General features: G+C 67.4%; 19 protein-coding genes. 2 read left to right on the top strand and 17 right to left on the bottom strand.

Annotated elements, in window-relative coordinates; all coding sequences use genetic code 11:
• Window positions 1-35: 35 nt before the first annotated feature.
• The 6 genes from rhaS to BAC01S_RS26345 all read right to left on the bottom strand — a co-directional run bounded on the left by rhaS (window position 36) and on the right by BAC01S_RS26345 (window position 6,030).
• Window positions 36-1,043, bottom strand: coding sequence for a rhamnose ABC transporter substrate-binding protein (rhaS, locus tag BAC01S_RS26370; RefSeq protein WP_027797463.1), 1,008 nt, complete (start codon window positions 1,041-1,043; stop codon window positions 36-38).
• Window positions 1,044-1,180: 137 nt separating this feature from the next.
• Entirely contained in the window at window positions 1,181-2,188 is a 1,008-nt protein-coding gene (locus BAC01S_RS26365; protein ID WP_027797462.1) for an ABC transporter permease, read from the bottom strand.
• Window positions 2,181-3,248, bottom strand: a complete 1,068-nt coding sequence (locus BAC01S_RS26360) for an ABC transporter permease (protein WP_027797461.1) — start codon at window positions 3,246-3,248, stop codon at window positions 2,181-2,183. The genes BAC01S_RS26365 and BAC01S_RS26360 overlap by 8 nt, the downstream gene beginning before the upstream one ends.
• Entirely contained in the window at window positions 3,245-4,774 is a 1,530-nt protein-coding gene (locus BAC01S_RS26355; RefSeq protein ID WP_027797460.1) for a sugar ABC transporter ATP-binding protein, read from the bottom strand. The genes BAC01S_RS26360 and BAC01S_RS26355 overlap by 4 nt, the downstream gene beginning before the upstream one ends.
• A gap of 30 nt (window positions 4,775-4,804) precedes the next feature.
• Window positions 4,805-5,698: an amidohydrolase family protein gene (locus BAC01S_RS26350; protein WP_027797459.1), complete on the bottom strand. Its 894-nt coding sequence runs from the start codon at window positions 5,696-5,698 to the stop codon at window positions 4,805-4,807.
• A 17-nt stretch (window positions 5,699-5,715) separates the two neighbouring features.
• Window positions 5,716-6,030, bottom strand: a complete 315-nt coding sequence (locus BAC01S_RS26345; protein ID WP_027797458.1) for an L-rhamnose mutarotase — start codon at window positions 6,028-6,030, stop codon at window positions 5,716-5,718.
• 125 nt (window positions 6,031-6,155) lie between these two features.
• Between BAC01S_RS26345 and BAC01S_RS26340 the strand changes: the two genes are divergently transcribed.
• Window positions 6,156-7,151, top strand: coding sequence for a LysR family transcriptional regulator (locus BAC01S_RS26340; protein WP_027797457.1), 996 nt, complete (start codon window positions 6,156-6,158; stop codon window positions 7,149-7,151).
• On the opposite strand, the gene BAC01S_RS26335 is transcribed toward BAC01S_RS26340, so the two are convergent.
• The 5 genes from BAC01S_RS26335 to BAC01S_RS26315 all read right to left on the bottom strand — a co-directional run bounded on the left by BAC01S_RS26335 (window position 7,145) and on the right by BAC01S_RS26315 (window position 13,849).
• On the bottom strand, window positions 7,145-7,927 hold the full coding sequence (locus tag BAC01S_RS26335; RefSeq protein ID WP_027797456.1) for an SDR family NAD(P)-dependent oxidoreductase: 783 nt from the start codon (window positions 7,925-7,927) through the stop codon (window positions 7,145-7,147). The genes BAC01S_RS26340 and BAC01S_RS26335 overlap by 7 nt on opposite strands.
• 30 nt (window positions 7,928-7,957) lie before the next feature.
• The gene (rhmD, locus tag BAC01S_RS26330; protein WP_027797455.1) at window positions 7,958-9,136 is read right to left on the bottom strand and encodes an L-rhamnonate dehydratase; all 1,179 of its coding nucleotides are present in this window, start codon (window positions 9,134-9,136) and stop codon (window positions 7,958-7,960) included.
• A 23-nt stretch (window positions 9,137-9,159) separates the two neighbouring features.
• Complete coding sequence (locus BAC01S_RS26325) at window positions 9,160-10,488, bottom strand: MFS transporter (RefSeq protein ID WP_027797454.1); 1,329 nt, start codon at window positions 10,486-10,488, stop codon at window positions 9,160-9,162.
• A gap of 75 nt (window positions 10,489-10,563) precedes the next feature.
• Window positions 10,564-11,316: an SDR family NAD(P)-dependent oxidoreductase gene (locus tag BAC01S_RS26320; protein ID WP_027797453.1), complete on the bottom strand. Its 753-nt coding sequence runs from the start codon at window positions 11,314-11,316 to the stop codon at window positions 10,564-10,566.
• A gap of 247 nt (window positions 11,317-11,563) precedes the next feature.
• Window positions 11,564-13,849 (bottom strand): NADP-dependent malic enzyme, encoded by a 2,286-nt coding sequence (locus tag BAC01S_RS26315; protein ID WP_027797452.1) that lies wholly within the window; start codon window positions 13,847-13,849, stop codon window positions 11,564-11,566.
• A 209-nt stretch (window positions 13,850-14,058) separates the two neighbouring features.
• On the opposite strand from BAC01S_RS26315, the gene BAC01S_RS26310 reads away from it, so the two are divergent.
• Complete coding sequence (locus BAC01S_RS26310) at window positions 14,059-14,976, top strand: LysR family transcriptional regulator (protein WP_043203754.1); 918 nt, start codon at window positions 14,059-14,061, stop codon at window positions 14,974-14,976.
• Between the two features lie 49 nt (window positions 14,977-15,025).
• On the opposite strand, the gene BAC01S_RS35200 is transcribed toward BAC01S_RS26310, so the two are convergent.
• From BAC01S_RS35200 to BAC01S_RS26280, 6 genes are all read right to left on the bottom strand, one after another.
• The gene (locus tag BAC01S_RS35200) at window positions 15,026-16,252 is read right to left on the bottom strand and encodes a hypothetical protein (protein WP_169740155.1); all 1,227 of its coding nucleotides are present in this window, start codon (window positions 16,250-16,252) and stop codon (window positions 15,026-15,028) included.
• 378 nt (window positions 16,253-16,630) lie between these two features.
• Window positions 16,631-18,118, bottom strand: a complete 1,488-nt coding sequence (locus tag BAC01S_RS26300) for a M81 family metallopeptidase (protein ID WP_027797450.1) — start codon at window positions 18,116-18,118, stop codon at window positions 16,631-16,633.
• Between the two features lie 43 nt (window positions 18,119-18,161).
• Window positions 18,162-18,863 (bottom strand): ABC transporter ATP-binding protein, encoded by a 702-nt coding sequence (locus BAC01S_RS26295; protein ID WP_027797449.1) that lies wholly within the window; start codon window positions 18,861-18,863, stop codon window positions 18,162-18,164.
• A complete protein-coding gene (locus BAC01S_RS26290; RefSeq protein WP_027797448.1) occupies window positions 18,860-19,627 on the bottom strand; it encodes an ABC transporter ATP-binding protein in 768 nt (255 codons plus the stop codon). Before BAC01S_RS26290 ends, BAC01S_RS26295 begins: the two co-directional genes overlap by 4 nt.
• Window positions 19,624-20,673: a branched-chain amino acid ABC transporter permease gene (locus tag BAC01S_RS26285; protein ID WP_027797447.1), complete on the bottom strand. Its 1,050-nt coding sequence runs from the start codon at window positions 20,671-20,673 to the stop codon at window positions 19,624-19,626. The genes BAC01S_RS26290 and BAC01S_RS26285 overlap by 4 nt, the downstream gene beginning before the upstream one ends.
• Window positions 20,670-21,530 carry a branched-chain amino acid ABC transporter permease gene (locus tag BAC01S_RS26280; RefSeq protein ID WP_027797446.1) on the bottom strand — a complete coding sequence of 287 codons (861 nt, stop codon included), beginning with the start codon at window positions 21,528-21,530 and terminating at the stop codon, window positions 20,670-20,672. The genes BAC01S_RS26285 and BAC01S_RS26280 overlap by 4 nt, the downstream gene beginning before the upstream one ends.
• Window positions 21,531-21,587 lie beyond the last annotated feature (57 nt).

Genomic DNA, 21,587 nt, shown 5'->3' with positions numbered 1-21,587 from the left:
TGGCAGACCACCACGAATACAAGTCCCACCACCCCTCAGAAATTAAAGTTATCAATATTCTGCGCATCGAAGGTAGTAGGCGGCCCGAGTATGACCTCGCCATTCTTGCCAATCGTCCGCTTGCCGAGCTTACCGGCATCAAACGACTCCCCCTCCTTGCCGCTAATATTCCCCGAGGCCAGATTCGCGGCAGCATAAGCCGCGAGATACCCCAGTGCACCCGGATCCCAAAGCTGGAACGCCTTCACGGTTCCGTTCTTCACGAACGCGCGCATCTGGTTAGGCGTGCCAAGTCCCGTCACGGCCACCTTCCCCTTGCTCGACGACGAAGAGATATAGCGCGCGGCAGCAGCAATCCCCACCGAGGTCGGCGCGACGATCGCCTTGAGGTTCGGATACGCCTGCAGCAAACCCTGCGTCTCGACGAAAGACTTCTGGTCGTCGTCGTTGCCGTAGGCGATCTTCACCAGCTTCATCTTCGCGTACTCGGGCTTCTTCAGCTCTTCCTGCATCCACTTGATCCAGGTGTTCTGATTGGTCGCATTCGGCGTGGCCGAAAGAATCGCGAACTCCCCTTCCCCGCCCATCAGCTTCGAGACCAGCTGGATCTGGCCGCGGCCGATGCTCTCGGCGTCCGCCTGGTTCACGAAAATCTGCCGGCCTTCGGGCGCCGTATCCGAATCGAACGTGACCACCTTGATACCCTGGGACATCGCCTTCTTCAGGTACGGCACGAGCGCGTTCGCGTCGTTGGCGGCAATGACGATCACGTCCTCGCGCTGCGTGATGAGCGTGTTGATATACGACACCTGCGACGATGCTCCGGCGTCCGAAGGACCGACCACCTTGCCGTCGCCCTTGAATTCCTTGATCGCCTCCATGCCGCCGTTGTCGGCGATCACTTCATAGGGGTTGTTGATCTGCTTGGGCACGAAGGCGATCTTCAGCCCGTCCTTGATGCCGGCGGCATGCGCCGCCATGCCTGCGCCCAACAGCGTCGCGCACAGCAGCGCTGTACACATGTGACGTACTGGCTTGAACATGAACGTGTCTCCTCAATGAATACCGGGCGTGTGCCCGGATGGTTGACTGCGTGTTGACGTTCTTCCGCATGCCTCCTTGCCGACTGACTGAACTTGCCGCATCCGCCCTTCGCTACCCCTCCTCTCGTCGCTACCCATCACGCCGCACGGGCCAGCGCGCGCCGGTCCCGCGCCGCGCGCCAGCGTGCGGCAAGGTTCGGAATCAGCACGGAAGCAAGCAGCAGCGCGCCGGTGACGATCGTGAGCGTTTCGCTGGAAACGTCCGCGAGCGTGAGCGCATTCTTGAGCACGCCCACGATCAGCAGCGAAAGCAGCACGCCGTACATCGAGCCGCGTCCGCCGAAGATGCTGACGCCGCCGAACAGCACCGCCGCGATCACCGAGAGCTCGAACCCCTCGCCGTTGTCGCCGCGCGCGCTCGTGAAGCGCAGCGTATAGACAATGCCCGCGAGCGCGCTCATCGCGCCGGACAGCACGAACAGACGCAGCTTGATCCTGGCCACGTCGATACCCGAGAAAGACGCCGCCGTGCTGTTCGCGCCGATCGCATAGAGGCTGCGGCCAAACGCGGTGGCCTGCAGCAGCACGACGAACACGACCGCGCACGCCGCCACGATGAGGAACGGCAGCGGAATGAACGTGTGGCCTAGCGCATTCATGCCGAATGCGGTCCACGCCGGCGGAAAGTCGGCGATCGCCTGGTCGCCCAGCAGCACATACGCGAGCCCGCGAAAGAGCGCGAGCGTGCCGATCGTCACGGCCAGCGAGGGCAGGTTCAGCTTGACGATGACGAGCCCGTTGAAGAGCCCCGCGAGCGCGCCTGCCACGATAACGAGAACGGCCACGAGCGGCATCGGCAGCCCCATGTGCCAGAGCACGCCCATCAGCGCGCTCGACGCGCCCAATACCGAGGCCACCGAAAGATCGATCTCGGCCGCCACGATGATGAGCGTCATGGGCAGGGCCATCAGCGACACTTCGCTTAAGTCGGCCAGGATGTTGCCCAGGTTGTCGCCGCTGAGAAACACGGGGGACAAGAGGCGCCCGGCCACCAGCGAGACGATCAGGATCACGACCAGCAGCGCTTCCCAACTGAGCGGCAGGCCGGGGCGGCGCGTGAGCAGAGCGGAATCGGGTTTAGCCATGGTCGCGCTTCCTCATCATGCGTTTGGCGACGGAGCGGGCCAGCAGCGTGTCGGCGGCGATCGCGGCCACGATCAGCGCGCCCTGAATGGCCTGCTCCCAGAACGGCGAAACATGCAGCACCACGAGCGCGATGCTGATGACGGCCAGCACGAGCGCGCCGAGCGTCGCGCCGAGTATCGTGCCCACGCCGCCCGTGATCGCCACGCTGCCCACCACGGCGGCGGCCACCACTTGCAGTTCGATGCCCTTGGCCGTGCTCGCGTCGACGGTGCCGAAACGCGCCAGCCACAGCGCGCCAGCCAGTCCCGCGATAGTGCCGCTGATCAAAAAGCCCGTGGCGACGCGCCGCTCCACGTTGATGCCGGCAAGGCGCGCGGCCTCGGGATTGGAGCCGATGGCGTAGTATTCGCGGCCCGGCCGGAACTGCTTCAGGTAAACCGACAATCCGGCCAGCAGCACGAGCGCGATGAGCGCGAGCACCGGCACGCCCAGCACGGTGCCGGTGGCGAGGCCCGAGAACGCGTCGGGCAGGCTCGTCGCGTTGATCTGGCCGCCGTGGACCCAGGCATAGTCTGCACCACGAAAGATATAGAGCGTGGAGAGCGTGGCAACGAGCGAAGGCACGCGGCCCGCCGCCACGAGCAGCGCGTTGATGCCCCCCGCGACAAAGCCGATTGCACAGCCGGCAAGCAGCGCCACGATCACCGGCATGTGGGGAAACGCGACATAGACACTGCCGACCGCATACGCGCTGATACCGACCGTCGAGCCCACGGAAAGATCGATGTGCCGCATGAGGATCACGATCGTCATGCCCGCCGTGAGCAAGGCGACGATCGAGACGTTGAGCAGCACGTCGCGCAGGTTCTGCAGGTTCAGGAATTGCGGCCGCGCGAGCGCCGTGCCGCCGACAATCAGCAGCAGCACGACGAAGAGCGTCGTTTCGCGGCTCTTCGCCAGTGTCTCGGCGAGCGCCGCCGCGCTGCGGCGCGCGGGCGGCGCGCCGTCATGCGGCCCGTGCGGCAGCGGCTGATGAGGGGTGGTGGTGTGGCGCATCATGCGGCGTGCCCCAAATGAACGTTGGCTTCGCCGAGCGCGGCGCTCATGATGCGCTCTTCGTTCGCATCAGCGCGCGCGATATCGGCCGTAATGCGGCCCTCGTGCATGACGAGCACGCGGTCGGCCATGCCGAGCACTTCGGGCAATTCGCTGGAAATCATCAGCACGGCCATGCCCTCGCGCACGAGATCGGCGAGCGCGCCATAGACCTCGGCTTTCGCGCCCACGTCGATGCCGCGCGTGGGTTCGTCGATGATGAGCACCTTCGGCCCCGTGGCCAGCCATTTGCCGAGCACCACCTTCTGCTGGTTGCCGCCCGAGAGCGTGGCCACCGGCGCGTTCAGATCGCCCGCCTTCAGCCGCAGGCGCGTGCCCCACTGTCCCGCGAGCTGCGTTTCGCGCGCGGCGGAGATGAGGCCGAAGCGCACGAGCCTGCCGAGCACCGTCATCGAGGCGTTGCGCGCAATGCTCAGCTCCAGCGCGAGCCCCTGCTGGCGCCGGTCTTCCGGCACGAGCGCGAGCCCTGCCCGCACGGCCGCCGCGGGCTTACCCATGGCGAGCGGCTTGCCCGCGATCTGCACCTGGCCCGAGTCGCAGGCGTCGATGCCGAAGATCGCCCGCGCCACTTCGCTGCGCCCCGCGCCCACGAGCCCCGCGAGCGCCACGATCTCGCCGCCGCGCACGTCGAACGAGATGTCCTTGAACACGCCGCGGCGCGTGAGCCCACGCACGCGCAGCATGACCTCGCCCGGCGTCACGTCGGCCTTCGGGTAGAAAGTGGCGAGGTCGCGCCCCACCATCTTCGCGACGATCTCCTGCGTGCTGAGCGTGGCGGTGGGCGCGTCGAACACCTTCGCGCCGTCGCGCATGATCGTCACGTGTTCCGTGAGCGCGAACACTTCCTCCAGCCGGTGCGTGATGAACAGGACCGCCACGCCGCGCTCGCGCAGCTTGCGGGCGATCGTGAAAAGCCGCTCCACCTCCGGCAGCGAGAGCGCCGCCGTGGGTTCGTCCATTACGAGCACGTTCGCGTTCAGCGAGAGCGCCTTCGCGATCTCGATCACCTGCTGGTCCGCAATCGACAGGCCGCGCACGAGACGCCCGGCCTTCAGATCCACGCCGAGCGAGGCAAGCAGCGCGGCCACGTCGCGATGCATCGCGTCGTAGTCGATGCGACCGAGCCGGTCGAGCGGCTGACGGCCCATATAGATGTTCTCGGCAATCGAGAGGTCGAAGAACAGTGTGGGCTCCTGATAGATCACGGCAATGCCCGCGTCGCGCGCCTCGGCCGGCGACGCGAACTGGCGCGCGACGCCGTCGATCAGCAAGGTGCCGCTGTCCGGGCGATACACGCCCGCGAGAATCTTCACGAGCGTCGACTTGCCCGCGCCGTTTTCGCCGAGGAGCGCATGCACCTCGCCCGGCCGCAGCGTCAGGCTGCCGTCGACCAGCGCGCGCACGCGCCCGAACGACTTGCTGGCCTGCCTCAGTTCGAGCCGGGGTACGGCGCCCGCCGTTGCCTGGATTTCCACACGCGTCTCCTGTCGTCCTGTCGGCTAGATCCGGTAAACACGCTGGGCGTTGTCGATAAAAAGCGCGTCCCGCTCGCCCGCGCTCGCCCCGCTCACGATCTGCGCATACGCGTGCCACAGGTCTTCGTAGCGGCCGAACTGCCGGTCCACCGGGAAGTTCGAGGCGAACATCGCCCGCTCGACGCCGAACGCGTCGATCGTTTCGAGCACATAGGGACGCAGGCTCTCCACGGTCCATTGGTGATCGAACATCGCGAGCCCGCTGATCTTCACCGTCACGTTCGGGCACGCGGCCAGCACGCGCAGCCCCTCGCGCCAGGCGCGATAGCCGGCCACGCTGTTGCGGTCCACGAACATGCCCGCATGGTTCACGATCAACGCGATGTCGGGGTGCGCCTGCGCGAGCGCGGCCGCCTCTTCCATCTGGGACGGATAGAGCTGCAGATCGAAAGAGAAGCCATAGCGGGCAAGCAGAGCGAAGTTCGCGCGCCACGCGGCATCGCGCAGGTAGTGACGGCCCACATAGTCGTAGAGCGGGTCAGCATGCACGTTGAGGATCTGGCGGATGCCGCGCGTGCGCGAAAACGCGGCATGGCCTTCCAGCACGGCCTGGGCGTTCGGCGCGCTCAGGTCTGCGGCGGCGACGATCGCCGCGAGCATCGCATGTTCCCGATCCGCGTCGGCGAGACCTTGCAGCCAGCGCGTCTCCTCGACCGGATCGGCCGGATCGTGATTCGCCTCCACGTGCACGACCTTCAGCACGTCGATGTCGCCGGCCTCGCGCAGCAGGTCGGCGGGCAGGTAGTTGAAGCGGAGCGCACGCGCATCGCCCACGAAGGACACGCCCGGATTCGCGAGCCACGGGTAATGATGCGTAGCGAGGTCCCAGAAGTGGACGTGCGGATCGACGACTTGCATGAGAGGCTCCCTCGCGTTCACGCCAGATGAAAAAGCGGCACGAGCGGCGCCTGCACCGGCACGTTGCCCTCGCCCGTCTGCATGATGTCGGCCATGAAATCCCACCATCTGCGCATGACGGGCAGGGTGGGCAGCGTGTCCATCGTGTGATCGTCGCGGCGCTTGAGCACCGCGAACAGATGATTCGTGGCTTCGTCGAGAAAGATCCAGTAGTCGCTCACGCCTGCCTTCGTGAGCTCCGCCGCCAGCCCGGGCCAGATTTCGCGGTGCCGGCGCGCGTACTCGTCGCGCTGTCCGGGGTTGAGCACCATGCGAAACGCGATAGTCTCCATGCTCGTGTCTCCATCTGCCCTCTGGTTTTCGTGGATTCCCAGGCAGTTTTCACCGACTATAATTCCCGCATCGATAGCCAACCAATCCGATGTTGGGATCGGGCGATACATAAACCGGATCGCTAATGAACCATCCGACCGCCGTTGTCGCACTCGTCAACCGGCTCCGATTCAAGCACCTCGCCCTGCTCGTCGCGCTCGACGACACGCGCAACGTCCATCAGGCCGCCGACGCCATCAACGTCGCCCAGCCTAGCGGCAGCCGCATGCTCAGCGACATCGAGGAGGCCTTCGGCTTTCGTCTCTTCGAGCGCAACGCGCGCGGCATGCAGCCCACGGCGCTCGGCGTGGTGACGCTCGCCTATGCGCGCCGCGCGCTCGCCGACCTCACGCGCTTCGCCGAAGACCTCGACGTGAAACGCCGCGGCGGCCACGGCCAGCTCACCGTGGGCGCGATCATGGGCGCCGCGCCCGACCTGCTCGCGCAGGCCGTCGCCACGCTCAAGACCGAACGGCCGCTGCTCAACGTGCGCATACTCGGCGAAACGAGCGATCAGGTCGTGCAACTGCTCCATCGCCGCGAAGTCGATCTCGCGCTCGGGCGCCTCACCACGCCGCTGCAGCACAACGACTTCGGCTTCGAGCCGCTCGCGCGCGAACCGCTCGTGCTCGTGGTGCGCTCGCCGCACCCGCTCGCGCGCCGCGAACGCGTCACGCTCGCGGAGCTGATGAACTGGCCGTGGGTCGTGCAGCCCATCACGAGCCCCGCCCGCGAATTGTTCGAGGGCGAGCTCGCGCGCGCCGGGCTGGCCACGCCCGTCAATCTCACGGAGTCGGCGTCGATCTTCGCCACGCTGCAACTGCTCGAAAGCTTCGACGCCGTGGCCATGCTGCCGGAATCCGTCGTGCGCGACCACGTGCGCGGGCGCCTGCTCACGGTGCTGCCCATCGAGATCGGCAAGAGCCTGCCCGGCTTCGGCGTGCTCACGCGCAAAGGCGAACCGCTCGCGGAGCCCGCGGAGCATTTCGTGGGCCTGCTGCGGCGTTTTTCCCAGCCTTTCAAGGCGGACGAAGTGACCGTTCATGATCGCGCGCGCGCGGAAACGCTCGCGTCTCACTGAAGGTTCACGAACAGGCCGCCATCCACGAGCAGCGCCGCGCCCGTGACGTAGCGCGCGCGCTCGGAGGCGAGAAACACCACGCACTCGGCCACGTCCTCGGGCGCGCCGAGCCGCCCGAGCGGAATGCGCTTTTCGAAGTACGCGCGCTTGGCTTCGTCGGCAAGATCCTCCGCATTCAGGTCGGTGGCGATCGTACCCGGCATGACCGAGTTGCAGCGGATGCCGTAGGGGCCGAGCGCGATGGCGCACGACTGCATCAGCGAATGCACGCCCGCCTTGGTGGGCGTGTAATGCGCCTGCATGCCGCCGCCCACGAGCGCGCTGATCGAGCTGGTCGCCACGATCGCGCCGCCCGTGCCCTGCTCCTTCATCTGCCGCGCCACCGCCTGCGTCACGTAGAACGCGCCGTTCAGGTTCACGCCTATCGTGCGTTCGAGCACGGCTGGCGGCATGTCGAGAAACGCATGGAACGGGCAAATGCCCGCGTTGCTCGCGAGCACGTCCACCCGGCCGAACTTCTCCACGGTCTCGCGCACGAGGTCCACGCCCGTCTGCGGCGCGGCCACGTTGCCCTCCACGGCAATCGCGCGCCGCCCCAGCCGCGCGATTTCGTCGAGCACCTCGGAAATGGCCGAGCGCCGTCCATACGACGCGTCGTTGTCCCCCCAGTAATTGATCGCGACATCGGCGCCCTCACGGGCGCTGGCAATGGCGATGGCGCGGCCGATGCCGCGCGACCCGCCGGTGACGATCACCACCTTGTCCTTGAGCAGCACGTCGTTCTCCTCTCGAATGCTGGCGCGCATTTAATGGGTATACGGCCGCGCGAGCGCACAGTCCGGGTTCAAACGCACGCCGAAACCCGGCGTGTCCGGCACCTTCATGCGGCCCTTCACCGGCACCGGCTCGTCCAGCAGGAGCGGCGTGAACATCGGCACGACCTGGTCGGCCTTCGGCGCCATCATCAGGAACTCGGCGAACGGCGAGCTATGACGCGTGACGACGAAGTGATAACTGTAGACCGACGAACCATGCGGCACGACGAGCACATTGTGCGCGTCCGCGAGCGCCGAAATCTTGACGAGCTCGGTCATGCCGCCGCACCAGTTCACGTCGGGCTGGATCAGGTCGCAGCAGCCCATCTCCAGCAGCATGCGAAAGCCCCAGCGCGTGGCCTCGTGCTCGCCGGTGGACACCATCATGCCGCGCGGCACGTTGCGGCGCAGTTCGGCATAGCCCCAGTAGTCGTCGGGCGGCAGGCATTCTTCCAGCCATTTCAATCCGTACTCCTGCGCGGCCTGCGCGAGCCGCGTGGCGTAGCGCACGTCGAGGCTCATCCAGCAGTCGTACATGAGCCAGAAGTCGTCGCCCACGCGCTCGCGCATCGTGGCGAGCTTCTCGATGTTCTGGCGCAGCCCCTCCTCGCCCTCGGCCGGGCCGTGCTGCAAGGGCAGCTTGCCGCCGATGAAGCCCATCTCCTTTGCGAGGTCGGGACGCGCGCCCGTGGCATAGAACACCAGTTCGTCGCGCACGGGGCCGCCCAGCAACTGGTACACCGGTTCTTCGCGCAGCTTGCCGAGCAGGTCCCACAGCGCCAGATCGACGCCCGAGATCGTGTTGAGCACCACGCCCTTGCGGCCGTAGTAGAGCGTTGCGTAGTACATCTGATCCCAGATCTTCTCGAGGTCGGTCACGCGCTGACCTTCGAGAAAGCGCGCGAGATGCCGCTCGACGATGAACGCGCCGATCTCGCCGCCCGTCGTCACCGCGAAGCCCACCGTGCCGTCGCTCGCCTCCACTTCCACGACGAGCGTGCCCAGCACGTCGATGCCGAACGAGCGGCGGCTCGCGCGGTACTCGGGGTAGCGCGCCATTGGCGTCGAGATGTGGTCGTCGATCCAGTGGCCGGCGGCCTGGTCGTGGTAGTCGGCGCCGCCGCCGCGCACGGTGAAGGCGCGCACGTGTTTGATGGTAGGCATGGCCATGAGGCGTTGCTCCTTGAAGTGGGTTACCGCACGCGCCCCACGGGCGGCTCGAACGATGAGGCCGCCCGCGCGCCGGCGCGGGGAACGACGATGAGAACCAGCAGCGCGGCCGCGAGACTCGCAAGGGCGAGCAGTTCGAGGCCGGCGCTATGCGAAGCGAAAGCGTGGTCGGCGCCCGCGCGCAGCATCGGCGCGACGAAGCCGCCGAGACTGCCGAGCGCGTTGATGAGCGCGATGCCGCTCGCCGAGGCGGCGCCCGCCAGATAACGCGCCGGGAAGGTCCAGAACAGCGGCTGCGCGGCAATGAAGCCGCTCGCGGCGCAGCACAGGCCGATCATCGCCACGAGCGGGCTGCTTGCCGCACCGGACACCGCAATGCCGAGCCCCGCCAGCACGAGCAGGCGCACGGCCCACGCGCGGTGGTTGCCGAGCCGGTCGGCGCGGCGCGGCACGACCCATGTGAGCACGACCGCGCACAGCCAGGGCAGCGCGGCGAGCAGGCCCACCTTGAGCCCCACCCGCGCCCCCACGAGCGACGCCACCTGCTGCGGCAGGAAGAAGATCACGCCGTAGACGCTCATCTGGATCAGCGCATAGATCGCCGACCAGGCCAGCACGCGGCGATCCACGAGCGCGGCCAGCGCATCGCGCGGGCCGTGTGCGGCGGCCTCGTGCGCATCGAGCCTGAGCGCGTCGCTCAAGGCGCGCTGTTCGTCGGCCGCGAGCCAGCGCGCGTCGGCGGGCCGGTCGGTCAGATACCAGAACGCCCATACGCCCACCACGGATGCGAGCCCGCCTTCGACGAGGAACAACCACTTCCAGCCCGCCACGCCGAAGGTGCCGTGCAGATCGATCAGGAATCCGGACAAAGGACTGCCGAAGATGAACGCGAGCGGCGCGCCGAAGTAGAACACGCCGATGGCGCGCGCACGGGCGGCCTGCGGGAACCACTGCATGAGGTAATAGATGATGCCGGGAAAGAAGCCGGCCTCGGCCACGCCCAGCAGGAAGCGCAGCGTGCAGAACGCAGCGGGCGTGTGCACGAGGGCCGTGGCCGCCGAAACGACGCCCCAGCTCACCATGATGCGGCACATCCAGATGCGCGCGCCCACGCGATGCAGCAGCAGGTTGGCCGGCACCTCGAAGAGCGCATAGCCCACGAAGAAGACGCCGGCGCCGAAGGCGAACGCCGTGTCGGAGAGCCCGGTGTCGTGCTGGAGCGCCTTTTGCGCGAAGCCGATGTTGGCGCGGTCGAGAAACGCCAGCACGTACATCAGCAGAAGGAACGGCAACAGGCGCCGCATGACCTTGCCGATAACGGCAGCGGGCAGCGGGCGGGCCTCGGCTTGCATGTCTGTCTCCTCCTCCGGCGGTGAGTCCGCCGTGATCCCCTACGTCCCTCGCGGGATGCTGCGCGGCCTGGCCGGTCAGTAGGTCGCGCGCCCGCCGGAGAGATCGAACACCGAGCCCGTGCTGAATGCGCAGTCCTCGGAGGTGAGCCAGACGATCAGCGAAGCCGCCTCGTCGGGCATCAGAAAGCGGTTCATCGGAATCTTCGCGAGCATGTAGTCGATATGCTGCTGCGACATCGAATCGAAGATCTCGGTCTTCGCCGCGGCCGGCGTCACCGCGTTGACGAGCACGTTCTTCGTCGCCAGCTCCTTGCCGAGCGACTTCGTGAGCCCGATCAGTCCGGCCTTCGATGCACTGTAGTGCGAAGCATTCGGATTGCCCTCCTTGCCCGCCACCGAAGCGATGTTGACGATGCGCCCATAACCCTGCGCGATCATGTGCGGCACGACGGCGCGACAGGTCAGATAGCAGCCGATCAGGTTCACTTCGATCACGCGGCGCCACATGTCCACGGGCAGCTCCCAGGTGAGGCCGTTGCCGCCGGTAATGCCCGCGCTGTTGACGAGCGCATGGATCGCGCCGTGCGTTTCGACGGTCTTGAGCGCGGCGGCTTCGACGGAAGCCTCGTCGGTCAGCTCGACCTTGACGACCGACACCGGGCCTAGCGCCGAAAGCTCGCTGCGCGAGCGTTCGAGCCGCTCGCCGTCGACGTCCCACAGCGCCACGGCGGCGCCCGAGCGCAGCGCGCGCTGCGCGACGGCGTAGCCGATGCCGCGCGCGCCGCCGGTGACCACCATCACGCGGTCCTTGAGATCGATCTGGTTCATTGCGCCTCCTCGGCCGTCTTCATGCGGCGTCTCGTGAAATGGGAATCGAACGTTGCCCAGTCAATATAGGTGCGCCGCGATACGGGAACAATCCGAAAGACGCATGGGGTGATAGCGAAAGCGGATCGCCTTCGTCGGCGGGCCGCCCTCGCACAAGAAAAAACGGCGGCCGCTCGCGCGGACCGCCGTTTCAATGGGGTAAAAAGCTGGGTAAAAAGCCGGGGCAAGCGCCCGGGGCGCCGCCCGATCAGTCGCGATTGGCCTGCAGCACGGTCAGCGCGGCCATGTTGACGATGCGGCGCACCGTCGAGCTGGAGGTCAGGACGTTGACCGGCGCGTTCACGCCCAGCAGGAACGGCCCCACGGCCACGTTGCTGCCCGCGCCCGTCTTCAGCAGGTTGTAGGCGATATTGCCGGAGTCCACGTTCGGGCACACGAGCAGGTTCGCCGAGCCCTTCAGGCGCGAATGCGGCAGGATGCGCTCGCGCAGCGATTCGTCGAGCGCGCAGTCGCCGTGCATTTCGCCGTCGATCTCCAGGTCCGGCGCCCGGGCGGTCACGAGCTTCAGCACTTCGCGCATCTTCGTGCCCGAAGCCGAGCTGCCCGAACCGAAGTTCGAGCGCGAGAGCAGCGCGACCTTCGGCGAGAGATTGAGCCAGGCCATCTGCTTCGCCGCGGCGATCGTGAATTCGGCGATCGTCTGCGCGTCCGGATTGTCGTTGACGTGCGTGTCCACGAGCGCCACCGTGCGCTTGTCGAGCAGCAGGATGTTCATCGCCGCATAGGTGTTCGCGCCGGGCGCCATGCCGATCGCTTCGTCGACGAAGCGCAGATGGTCGTGGTACGCGCCCACGGTGCCGCACACCATGCCGTCCGCGTCGCCCAGGCGCACCATCATCGCGCCGATCAGCGTGAGGCGGCGGCGCATTTCCACACGTGCCATTTCCTTCGAAATGCCGTCGCGGCAACGCAGTTCCCAGTAGGTGGTCCAGTACTGGTGGAAACGTTCGTCGTACTCGGGATTCGTCACTTCGACGTCCTCACCAAGGCGCAGGCGCAGGCCGAACTTCTCGATGCGCGCGAGCAGCACCTCGGGGCGGCCGATCAGGATGGGGCGCGCGAGCTTTTCGTCCACGATCACCTGCACCGCGCGCAGCACGCGCTCTTCCTCGCCCTCGGCGAACACGATGCGCGACTTGCCGCCTTCACGCACGATCTGCTTGGCCGTGGCGAACACCGGCTTCATGAACGCGCCCGAGTGATAGACGAACTGCTGGAGCTCGTTCGTGTAGGCCTCGAAGTCGTCGATGGCGCGCGTGGCCACGCCGTCTTCCATCGCGGCTTTCGCCACCGCCGGCGCGATGCGCAGGATCAGGCGCGAATCGAAGGGCTTCGGAATGAAGTACGTCGGGCCGAAACGCAGGTCGTAGGCGCCGTAGGCAGCGGCGACCGAGTCGTTCGGCTCTTCCTGGGCGAGCTGCGCAATCGCGCGCACCGCCGCGATTTCCATGTTGCGCGTGATCGTCGTTGCGCCCACATCCAGCGCGCCGCGGAAGATGTACGGGAAGCACAGGACATTGTTCACCTGGTTCGGGAAGTCCGAGCGGCCCGTGGCGATCACCGCGTCGCCGCGCGCTTCCAGCGCCGCTTCGGGGAATATCTCGGGCGTCGGGTTCGCGAGCGCGAGAATCAGCGGCTTCGCGGCCATCTTCTTGACCATCTCCGCCTTGAGCACGCCGCCCGCCGAGCAGCCGAGGAACACGTCGGCGCCCTCGATCACCTCCGAGAGCGAGCGCGCGGAAGTCTCCTGCGCGAAGCGCGCCTTGTCCGGGTCCATCAGTTCCACGCGGCCCTTGTAGACCACGCCCGCGAGGTCCGTCGCCCAGATGTTCTCGACCGGCAGGCCCAGATCGACCATCAGGTCCAGACACGCCAGCGCCGCCGCGCCGGCGCCCGAGGTCACGACCTTCACCTCGCGAATGTCCTTGCCCACCACCTTCAGGCCGTTGAGGAACGCCGCCGACACCGTGATGGCCGTGCCGTGCTGGTCGTCGTGGAAGACGGGGATCTTCATGCGCTCGCGCAGCTTGCGCTCGACGGTGAAGCAGTCCGGCGCCTTGATGTCTTCGAGGTTGATGCCGCCGAAGGTCGCTTCGAGGCTCGCGATGATCTCGACGAGCTTGTGCGGGTCGGACTCGGAGATTTCGATGTCGAAAACGTCGATGCCGGCGAACTTCTTGAACAGGACCGCCTTGCCCTCCATCACCGGCTTCGAGGCCAGCGCGCCGATGTTGCCGAGACCCAGCACGGCCGAGCCGTTCGAGATGACACCCACCAGGTTGCCGCGGCTCGTGTACTTGAACGAGTTCTGCGGGTCGGTCACGATCTCCTCGCAGGCCACGGCCACGCCCGGCGTGTAGGCCAGGGCCAGATCGCGCTGCGTGATGAGCGGCTTGCTTGCCGTTACCGAGATTTTCCCGGGGGTCGGGTACTGGTGATACTCCAGGGCTGCCTGGCGATCCGTCTCGTTCATGTTCCTCACTCGCTCTCTTTAGGGGCCGGACAGTCCCGGCTACGTTCGAATGAGGCCATTCTAGGCAGCCGCCATAATCTGCCAATTTTGATTTAGTATGACACCATCACTTTTTACTTATACCAATGGCCGAGATCGGCCTTTGATCCGTCCCTTTGGCTACCCTCAGTCCCGATGAAGTCACACGGCGCCTGACCACGCGCCTGAAGATGCGCCACCTCGTGCTGCTGCTGCAGATCCGCCAGTACGGGTCGCTCACGCGCGTGGCCGAGCACGTCGCCACCAGCCAGCCCGCCGTGACCAACGCGCTCGCCGAAATGGAAAGCATGTTCGGCGGACCGCTCTTCGAACGTTCGTCGCGCGGCATGACGCCCACGGCGCTCGGCAACGTGGTGCTCGCGCGCGCCCAGGCCATGCTGCACGACCTCGACCACCTCGCCCGCGACATCGAGGCCGTAGTCGCGGGCCACGCCACGCGGCTGCACGTGGGCGTGATTCCGTTCATCTCGGGGCGCACGCTCGCCTCGACGATCCAGCTCACGCAGGCGCGCCTGCCGCAGCGCGTGACGATGACGATCCACGAAGGCACGAGCGACACGCTCATGCCGCTCTTGCGCGACCACACGCTCGACATCGTGATCGGCCGGGCCTCGTCCACGGTCGATCTGGCGCAGTTGCGCTTCGAGGTCCTGTACCAGCAGAAGCCGCGCCTCATCGCGAGCCGTCGCCTCGCCGCGCGGCTCGCGCGCGCGCGCCTCAGCTGGGACAAGCTCGTGGAACTCGACTGGATCCTCGGCGCGCCGCATACGCCCATGCGCGAACAGATCGCCGATATCTTCCTGCAGGCCGGCGTCGCGCCGCCCGTGCCGATTGTCGAGAGCTACACGTCGCGGCTGATTGGGGAAATGATCGTGGCGAACGAGAACGCGGTGTCGATCGTGCCCGCCGACATCGCCGAGGAACTCGTGCATTTCGCGGGCGTGGCGATCGTGCCTTATACGCTCGACTGGACGCTGCCGCCTATCGCGATGTTCACGCGCGCAGGCGTCGCGCGCGAGCTGGACGCGGCCTTCGGGCAGTCGTTGCGCGAGCTTTATCAGGCCGCGGACAGCGGGCGGGGCGTGTGAAGGCGCCCCGAAGGGCACCTCGCCTTGCGGGCCTTCCAGGCATCGAGACCTAGTGCTTCGACGTGCCGCCGCTGCCGGCACCGCCCGCGAGACCGCCGAGCAGATTCGTGAGCGGGGACAGCGGCGACGAACTCCCGCCCGTTCCGCCGGCTGCGCCGGTGAGCGCGCCGAGGAGGTTGGTCAGCGGCGCGGCCGGGTTGGACGTGGAGCCGCTGCTGCCCTTCGTCGACGCCCCGTTCGCCGTGCTGCTCGTGGAGCCGCCGCTCTGGCCGCTGGTCTGTCCGCTGGTCTGTCCACCAAGCAGGTTGACGAGCGGCGCGAGCGGGTTGCTGCCGGACTGCGAACCCGCCCCCTTCGAGCCGCCGCTCACCGAGGCCAGGGACGTGCCGCCCAGCAGCGCGGTCACGGGCGCCAGCAGGCCGCCCGCGCCCTTGCCGCCCGATCCGTTCGTCGCACCCTTCGAGCCGCTGCTTGCGCCGTTGCCCACGCCGTTGCCATTGCCGCTGCCGCTGTTGTTGCCGAGGGTGATCGGCACGATCGGCACGCTGATGGCGCCCACGTTGAGGACGAGATTCGCGATCGGGCTGAGGAGACCGCTCGACGACTGGTTGCCATTGCCGGAGTTCGAGCCGGTGGTGCCGGTGTGGCCGCCGTTGCCGTTGCTGGAGCCGCCGCCGTTGCCGCCGCCCGAGCCGCCGGAGCCTCCTGAGCCACCCGAACCTCCCGATCCACCGGAGCCTCCCGATCCGCCGTGACCACCATTCCCGGAGCCGCCACCATCGCCTCCCGAGCCGCCGGAGCCGCCATGCCCGCCATTGCCGGAACCGCCTCCGCCGTAGCCGCCCGAACCTCCCTGCCCGCCGCCCCCGGAGCCGCCCCCGGAGCCGCCCCCGGAGCCGCCCCCGGAGCCGCCCGATCCCCCGTTGCCCGTACCGCCGCCATAACCGCTGCCGCCGCTCGACCCGCCGCCTCCGCCATAGGTCGAAACGCCGCCCCACGCCGAACCGTCGCCCCACGCGGAACTCGCGGTAGCACCCGCCCCGGCGCCGCTCCCGGCCCCGGCGCCCGACCCAGCCCCAACCGAACCGCCGGTTGTGCCGCCGTCCCCCGTACTTCCATAACCCGATCCCGGCATGCCCGGAATCGACCATCCGCCGCCTTGCGAGACCGAGGTGGGCGGCGTCGATGTGACGTCCTCGGCCTGTGACACCGTGGCCAGCGACAACCCCAGGATTGCGCTCGCCGATGCAACAAGGGTGTGTTTGAAGGGAGCCATGATTAGTCCTTTCGCGATGTCATCGCGTCCTGATTGGTCAAAGGTGTAATCAGTGCCCCCGGGAAACCCGCTGATCGTTTCTGCAGAAAACGGTTGCCTCGTGCCTGCCGTCGCAAACGCGCGCGTTGCCTGGATGATGTGTGTCGAAGCCGCGCACGGGTGCGCGAAGCTCGAATATGGCCCGGCCTGGCGATCAGACTCTGCAAATTGCGAGCCAACGCTCGCATGCGCGGCATGATGCAGCACACGCGCAATCGGGAAGGTTGATGGGACGGGGCGCGGCGGTAGACGAATGCCTCGCGCAGAGGCCTGCCGCACGATGGGTGTTACGTCTGCGACGTTACGTTTTCCGGCCCGGTCGAACGTAACGTCACCCTCTCAATGGCTCGCCCAGTCCGTATCCGGATCGAGCGGATAAACCGGCCGCGCCACGCACTCGTATTCGAAAAGGCCGTAGTCCGATCCCGTCACGCCGCGGCTGTCGCATTCCACGAGCCCCGCCGAGATCGGCACGAACACCGGCCGGCAGTACATGCGCGATTTGAGCAGCAGGAAACGCGCGCGCCGCGGATCGATGCCGACACTCTCGAACACGCCCAGGTCCCACGGCTCGTGCGTGCGCTCGGTCACGACGAGCGTTGCCGCGCCGATGTCGAGCACCGCCGCGCGTCCCATGTAGGCGCGCTGGCCTGTATAGGTCGGGCCCGTGATGACATATTCGCCGTCGGTGATCGCGCGCACGACCCCGGTCGCTTCGAACGGCGCGCGCGGCGCCGCCCCCTCGCGTTGCAGCTTGTTGCCGACGCCGAGCGTGACCGTCGCGCCCACGCCCGCCTCGATCAGCTGCGCGACGGCCTCCGGATCGCACAGCGGCCCGCTGACGAGACCGGTCAGGCCTTGCGCCAGCGCGGCTTCGAGCAGGTCCATCGTGTCGCAGGTGCCGCCGGACATGCAGTTGTCGCCGTGATCGAGCAACAGCACGGGCTTGTCGGCCCCAGGCGCCAGGCGTCCGGCCTGCGCGACCGACTCCGCGAGCGGCGGGCTGCGGTAGACGAAATCCTCGCGCTCGCGCCAGATCTGGCGCGCCACGCGTTCCGCGGCCGCCGCCGCAGCGGCCTCGTCCCCGTTGCCCACCACCACGACACTGATGCACGGCGCGGGAATATCGGCGAGCGAAAATCCCGCCAGCACCGAAACGGCGAGCATTCCCTGGGACTCCTCTCGACGCGCCGCCTCGATCGCGCGATGCATCGCGCCGCCCGCGCTCGCGCTCCGCAGCGTCGAGGTGAGCAGCGGCGGCTGGCGCCAGGCGAGCACCGGCCGCGCGCGGCCTTCCATGCGCTCGATCAGCACGCGCGCCGCATGTTCGCCCGTCTCGTACATATCGACGTGCGGGTAGGTCTTGAAGCTCACGATCACGTCGGCGTGATCGATCATCTTCTGCGTGACATTGCCGTGCAGATCCAGCGCCACCGCAATCGGCGCATCGGGCAGCGCCGCGCGCACGCGGGCGAGCAGATCGCCCTCGCCGTCCGCCGACTGCTGCGCGACCATCGCGCCGTGCAGGTCGAGCATCACGGCATCGCAGCCCGGCGCGGCGGCCACGATCGCGGCGCAGATCGCGTCGTAAGCCGTGGCCTCCACCGGCCCGCTCGGGTTGGCCGCGGCGGAAACCGGCGTCACGATGTCGGCGTTCAGGCGCTCGGCCGCGTCGATGAACGCCGACATCGCCGTGCGCATGCCTTTCTCGAGCCGGTACGCGTCCTCGCCCCATGCCGGGCCGTTGCGCCCGAACGCCGCGAGCGGCGTCGCAACCGGCGAAAACGTGTTGGTTTCGTGATTCATGCGTGCAATCAGGATCTTCATGCGGTGCATCGATGTGGTTCCCAGGATTGCGCAGGTGTGCCGATCAAACGACGCCCACGCCGAGATAACGGTCCTTCGCCGCGTGGTCGGCCGCGAACGCCGCGTTGTCGCCCTCATAGACGATCACGCCCTGCTCGATGATGTAATGCCGGTCGGCCAGTTGCGTGCACACTTCCAGATTCTGCTCGACGAGCAGAATCGCCACGCCCGCTGCCTTGATCTGCTTGAGCTGCGCGACGATCTCCTCGACGATCACGGGCGCGAGGCCCTCCACGGGTTCGTCGAGCATCAGGAGACGCGGGTGGTTCATGAGGGCGCGGCCAATGGCGAGCATCTGCTGCTCGCCGCCCGAAAGCTGCGCGCCGCCGTTCTTGCGGCGCTCCTTCAAGCGCGGGAAAATGCGGTAGATGTCGTCGAGCTGCCACGGCGAATCCTTGCGCGCACCGAGCCGCAGGTTCTCCTCCACGCTCAATAGCCGGAATACGCCGCGATGCTCGGGCACGAAGCACAGGCCCGCGGCGGCAATGCGATGCGGCGCCAGCCCGCCGATGCCCTTGCCGGCAAAGCTCACGCTCCCGCCGCGCGGCGCCACGACGCCCGCGATCGACTTGAGCGTCGTGGACTTGCCCGCGCCGTTGCGGCCCAGCAGCGTCACCGTCTCGCCCTCGTTCACGGCCAGCGACACGCCCTGCAGAATGTGGCTCTTGCCGTAGAACGCATGCACGTCCCGCACGTCGAGCATCATGCGCGGCCTCCCGTGATCATGTTGCCGAGGTAGGCGCTGCGCACGCGCTCGTCGCCGCGAATCTCGTCCGGTTTGCCCTCCACGAGCACGCGGCCCTGCTGCATCACGGTGATCGTGTCCGAGATGTCCATCACGATGCCCATGTTGTGCTCGATCAGCACGACGGTGTATTCGTCGCGCAGGCCGCGAATCAGCGCTTTCATGTCGTCGAGATCGTCGATGCCCATGCCCGAGGTGGGCTCGTCGAGGAAGATCGCGCGCGGCCGCGCCGCCAGCGCCATGCCCACTTCGAGGCGGCGCTGCTGGCCGTGCGAGAGCGCGCCCGCCAGGGTATCGGCATGACGCTGCAGCGCGAGGCGCTCCAGCACGCGCTCCACGATTTCGGCATGCGCCAGCACACCGAGCGGAGGCGTCCAGGCGTTGAGCGCGCGGCGCGCCTCGACGCCCTGCGCCGCCACGCGCAGGTTCTCGCGCACGCTCAGGTTCTGAAACAGGCTCGTCACCTGGAACGAACGTGCCATGCCGCGCCGCACGCGCTTGTGGTCGGGCTCGCGCGTCACGTCCTCGCCGTCGAACACGATCGAGCCCGACGTGATCGGCACCGTACCGGTCAGCACATGAAAGAGCGTGGTCTTGCCCGCACCGTTCGGGCCGATCACGGAATGCACGGTGCGCGGCGCGACGCGCAAATCCACGCCCGCGAGCGCCGTGAACTTGCCGTAGCGTTTGACCACGCCGCTCGCTTGCAGAAGCGCTTCGCTCATGGCTTTTCCTCGCCCGTGCCGGCCGCGCCGCGCGCCCCCATGAGCGCCGCCGCGATCCGCTCGCCGAGTCCCCACAGGCCGCGCTGCATGAAAAGACTCACGGCGATCAGCACGAGACCGAGCAGCAACAGCCAGCGCGGCCACAGCGTCGAGAGCCAGTCGGCGAACAGCACGTAGAACACCGCGCCGATCACGGAAGCGAAGAGATTGCCGCTGCCCCCTATCACGGTCATCAGCAGAATCATCTCGCTCGTGTGATAGTCGATGTTCGAAAGCGGCGCGATGCCCGTCATCAGTGCGTGCAGCCCGCCCGCGAGCCCCGTCGCCGCGCCCGAAATCACGAACGCGACCAGCTTGAAGCGGCGCACGTCGTAGCCAGCCGCGGCGGCGCGCGCCTCGTTGTCGCGGATCGCGAGCAGCGTGCGGCCGAACACCGACTGCGAGACGCGCACCAGCAAGGCGAACACGACGATGAAGACGACCGCGACGAAACCGTAGTACTGCCACGGCGTATCGAGCGCGACGAGCGCGTGCCCGAAAAACGAAAGCGCGGGACGCGGAATGTCGAGCAGGCCGTTGTCGCCGCCCGTGAGATCGGGCGTGCTGTACGCGAGGAAGTAGAAGAGCTGGCCGAATGCAAGCGTCAGCATGACGAAATAGGTGCCGCGCTGGCGTATCGAGAACCAGCCGACGAACGCCGCCGCCAGCGCACCGATCGCGCCCGCGATGACGAGCGCGGCGCAGACGGAAGGCAGGCCGCGCGTGAGCGCGATCCCGGCCGCATAGCTGCCGAGCCCGAAGAAGATGCCTTGCCCGAACGAAAGCAGCCCCGTGAAGCCCAGCAGCAGATTGCAGCCGAGCGCGGCGAGCGCATACACGAGCACTTCCGTGGCGAGCGATCCCGAGTGCAGCGCGAGCGGCAGCACGCCAACCACTACGACGGCGAGCAAAACGTAGCGATAACGTCGCGCCCAGCCCTCCCGATGCGCGACAGACACGCCGCCCCCTTCGGACTCCTGAGACATCGGCTTCGACGATTCGATCATACGGCCCTCCCCAGCAGGCCGTTCGGGCGCAGCAGCAGGACGGCAGCCATGGCCACGTAGATCATCAGTTGCGCCCCCTCGGGCCACAGCGTGCTCATCACGCTCTGCACGATGCCCACGAGCAGCCCGCCCACCAGCGCGCCGAGGAAATTGCCCATGCCGCCCACCACCACCACGACGAACGCCACGCTGAGCGCCTCGAGCCCCATGAACGGATCGACGCCGCGTATGGGCGCCGCAAGCACGCCCGCGAGCGCGGCAGTAGCGGCGCCCAGTGCGAACACGAGACTGAACACGCGCGAGACGTTGATGCCCAGCAGCGCCACCATCTCCGCCGACTCGCTGCCGGCGCGCACGGCGCTGCCGAGCCGCGTGCCGTCCAGCACCCACCAGAGCAGCACGGCGAGCACGGCGGTGAAGCCGATCACGAAGAGCCGGTACTTCGGATACACGAAGCTGCCCCAGATGACGACGCCGTTGAGCACGTCGGGCACCGGCACGTTGTCGCCCAGCGGGCCCCATACGAGAATGACGCACTCCTGCAGCACGAGCGCAAGACCGACGGTGGCGAGAATATGGAACTCGTGCTGCTGCTCGTAGACGTGCCGCAGCACGAGCTTTTCGACGACCCACGCGAATGCCCCGACCACGAGCGGCACGACGACGAGCGCGAGCCAGAAGCTTCCCGACCACTGCATGACCTGATAGCAGCAGTAAGCGCCGAGCAGGTAGAACGCGCCGTGCGCGAAGTTCACGAAACGCAACAGGCCGAAGACGATCGACAGGCCCACCGCAAGCAGGAAATACAGCATCCCGACGCCGATTCCATTGATGATCTGCAGCAGATAGACGTTCATGGCTTGCGTAGCATAGAAAATGCAACGGCGGACGAACGGAAAGGCGGCACACGCAGC

Origin of the sequence: Paraburkholderia acidipaludis NBRC 101816 (assembly GCF_000684975.1) — a bacterium.
Lineage (GTDB): Bacteria > Pseudomonadota > Gammaproteobacteria > Burkholderiales > Burkholderiaceae > Paraburkholderia > Paraburkholderia acidipaludis.
The sequence above is the reverse complement of the archived record's forward strand: the minus strand, read 5'-3'. Positions and strand labels throughout refer to the sequence as shown.

Excerpts from the sequence above, each read along its gene's own strand:
- rhaS (WP_027797463.1), bottom strand. The coding sequence starts at position 1,043 with ATGTTCAAGCCAGTACGTCACATGTGTACAGCGCTGCTGTGCGCGACG.
- BAC01S_RS26365 (WP_027797462.1), bottom strand. The coding sequence starts at position 2,188 with ATGGCTAAACCCGATTCCGCTCTGCTCACGCGCCGCCCCGGCCTGCCG.
- BAC01S_RS26360 (WP_027797461.1), bottom strand. The coding sequence starts at position 3,248 with ATGATGCGCCACACCACCACCCCTCATCAGCCGCTGCCGCACGGGCCG.
- BAC01S_RS26350 (WP_027797459.1), bottom strand. The coding sequence starts at position 5,698 with ATGCAAGTCGTCGATCCGCACGTCCACTTCTGGGACCTCGCTACGCAT.
- BAC01S_RS26345 (WP_027797458.1), bottom strand. The coding sequence starts at position 6,030 with ATGGAGACTATCGCGTTTCGCATGGTGCTCAACCCCGGACAGCGCGAC.
- BAC01S_RS26340 (WP_027797457.1), top strand. The coding sequence starts at position 6,156 with ATGAACCATCCGACCGCCGTTGTCGCACTCGTCAACCGGCTCCGATTC.
- rhmD (WP_027797455.1), bottom strand. The coding sequence starts at position 9,136 with ATGGCCATGCCTACCATCAAACACGTGCGCGCCTTCACCGTGCGCGGC.
- BAC01S_RS26325 (WP_027797454.1), bottom strand. The coding sequence starts at position 10,488 with ATGCAAGCCGAGGCCCGCCCGCTGCCCGCTGCCGTTATCGGCAAGGTC.
- BAC01S_RS26320 (WP_027797453.1), bottom strand. The coding sequence starts at position 11,316 with ATGAACCAGATCGATCTCAAGGACCGCGTGATGGTGGTCACCGGCGGC.
- BAC01S_RS26315 (WP_027797452.1), bottom strand. The coding sequence starts at position 13,849 with ATGAACGAGACGGATCGCCAGGCAGCCCTGGAGTATCACCAGTACCCG.
- BAC01S_RS26310 (WP_043203754.1), top strand. The coding sequence starts at position 14,059 with ATGCGCCACCTCGTGCTGCTGCTGCAGATCCGCCAGTACGGGTCGCTC.
- BAC01S_RS35200 (WP_169740155.1), bottom strand. The coding sequence starts at position 16,252 with ATGGCTCCCTTCAAACACACCCTTGTTGCATCGGCGAGCGCAATCCTG.
- BAC01S_RS26300 (WP_027797450.1), bottom strand. The coding sequence starts at position 18,118 with ATGAAGATCCTGATTGCACGCATGAATCACGAAACCAACACGTTTTCG.
- BAC01S_RS26295 (WP_027797449.1), bottom strand. The coding sequence starts at position 18,863 with ATGATGCTCGACGTGCGGGACGTGCATGCGTTCTACGGCAAGAGCCAC.
- BAC01S_RS26290 (WP_027797448.1), bottom strand. The coding sequence starts at position 19,627 with ATGAGCGAAGCGCTTCTGCAAGCGAGCGGCGTGGTCAAACGCTACGGC.
- BAC01S_RS26285 (WP_027797447.1), bottom strand. The coding sequence starts at position 20,673 with ATGATCGAATCGTCGAAGCCGATGTCTCAGGAGTCCGAAGGGGGCGGC.
- BAC01S_RS26280 (WP_027797446.1), bottom strand. The coding sequence starts at position 21,530 with ATGAACGTCTATCTGCTGCAGATCATCAATGGAATCGGCGTCGGGATG.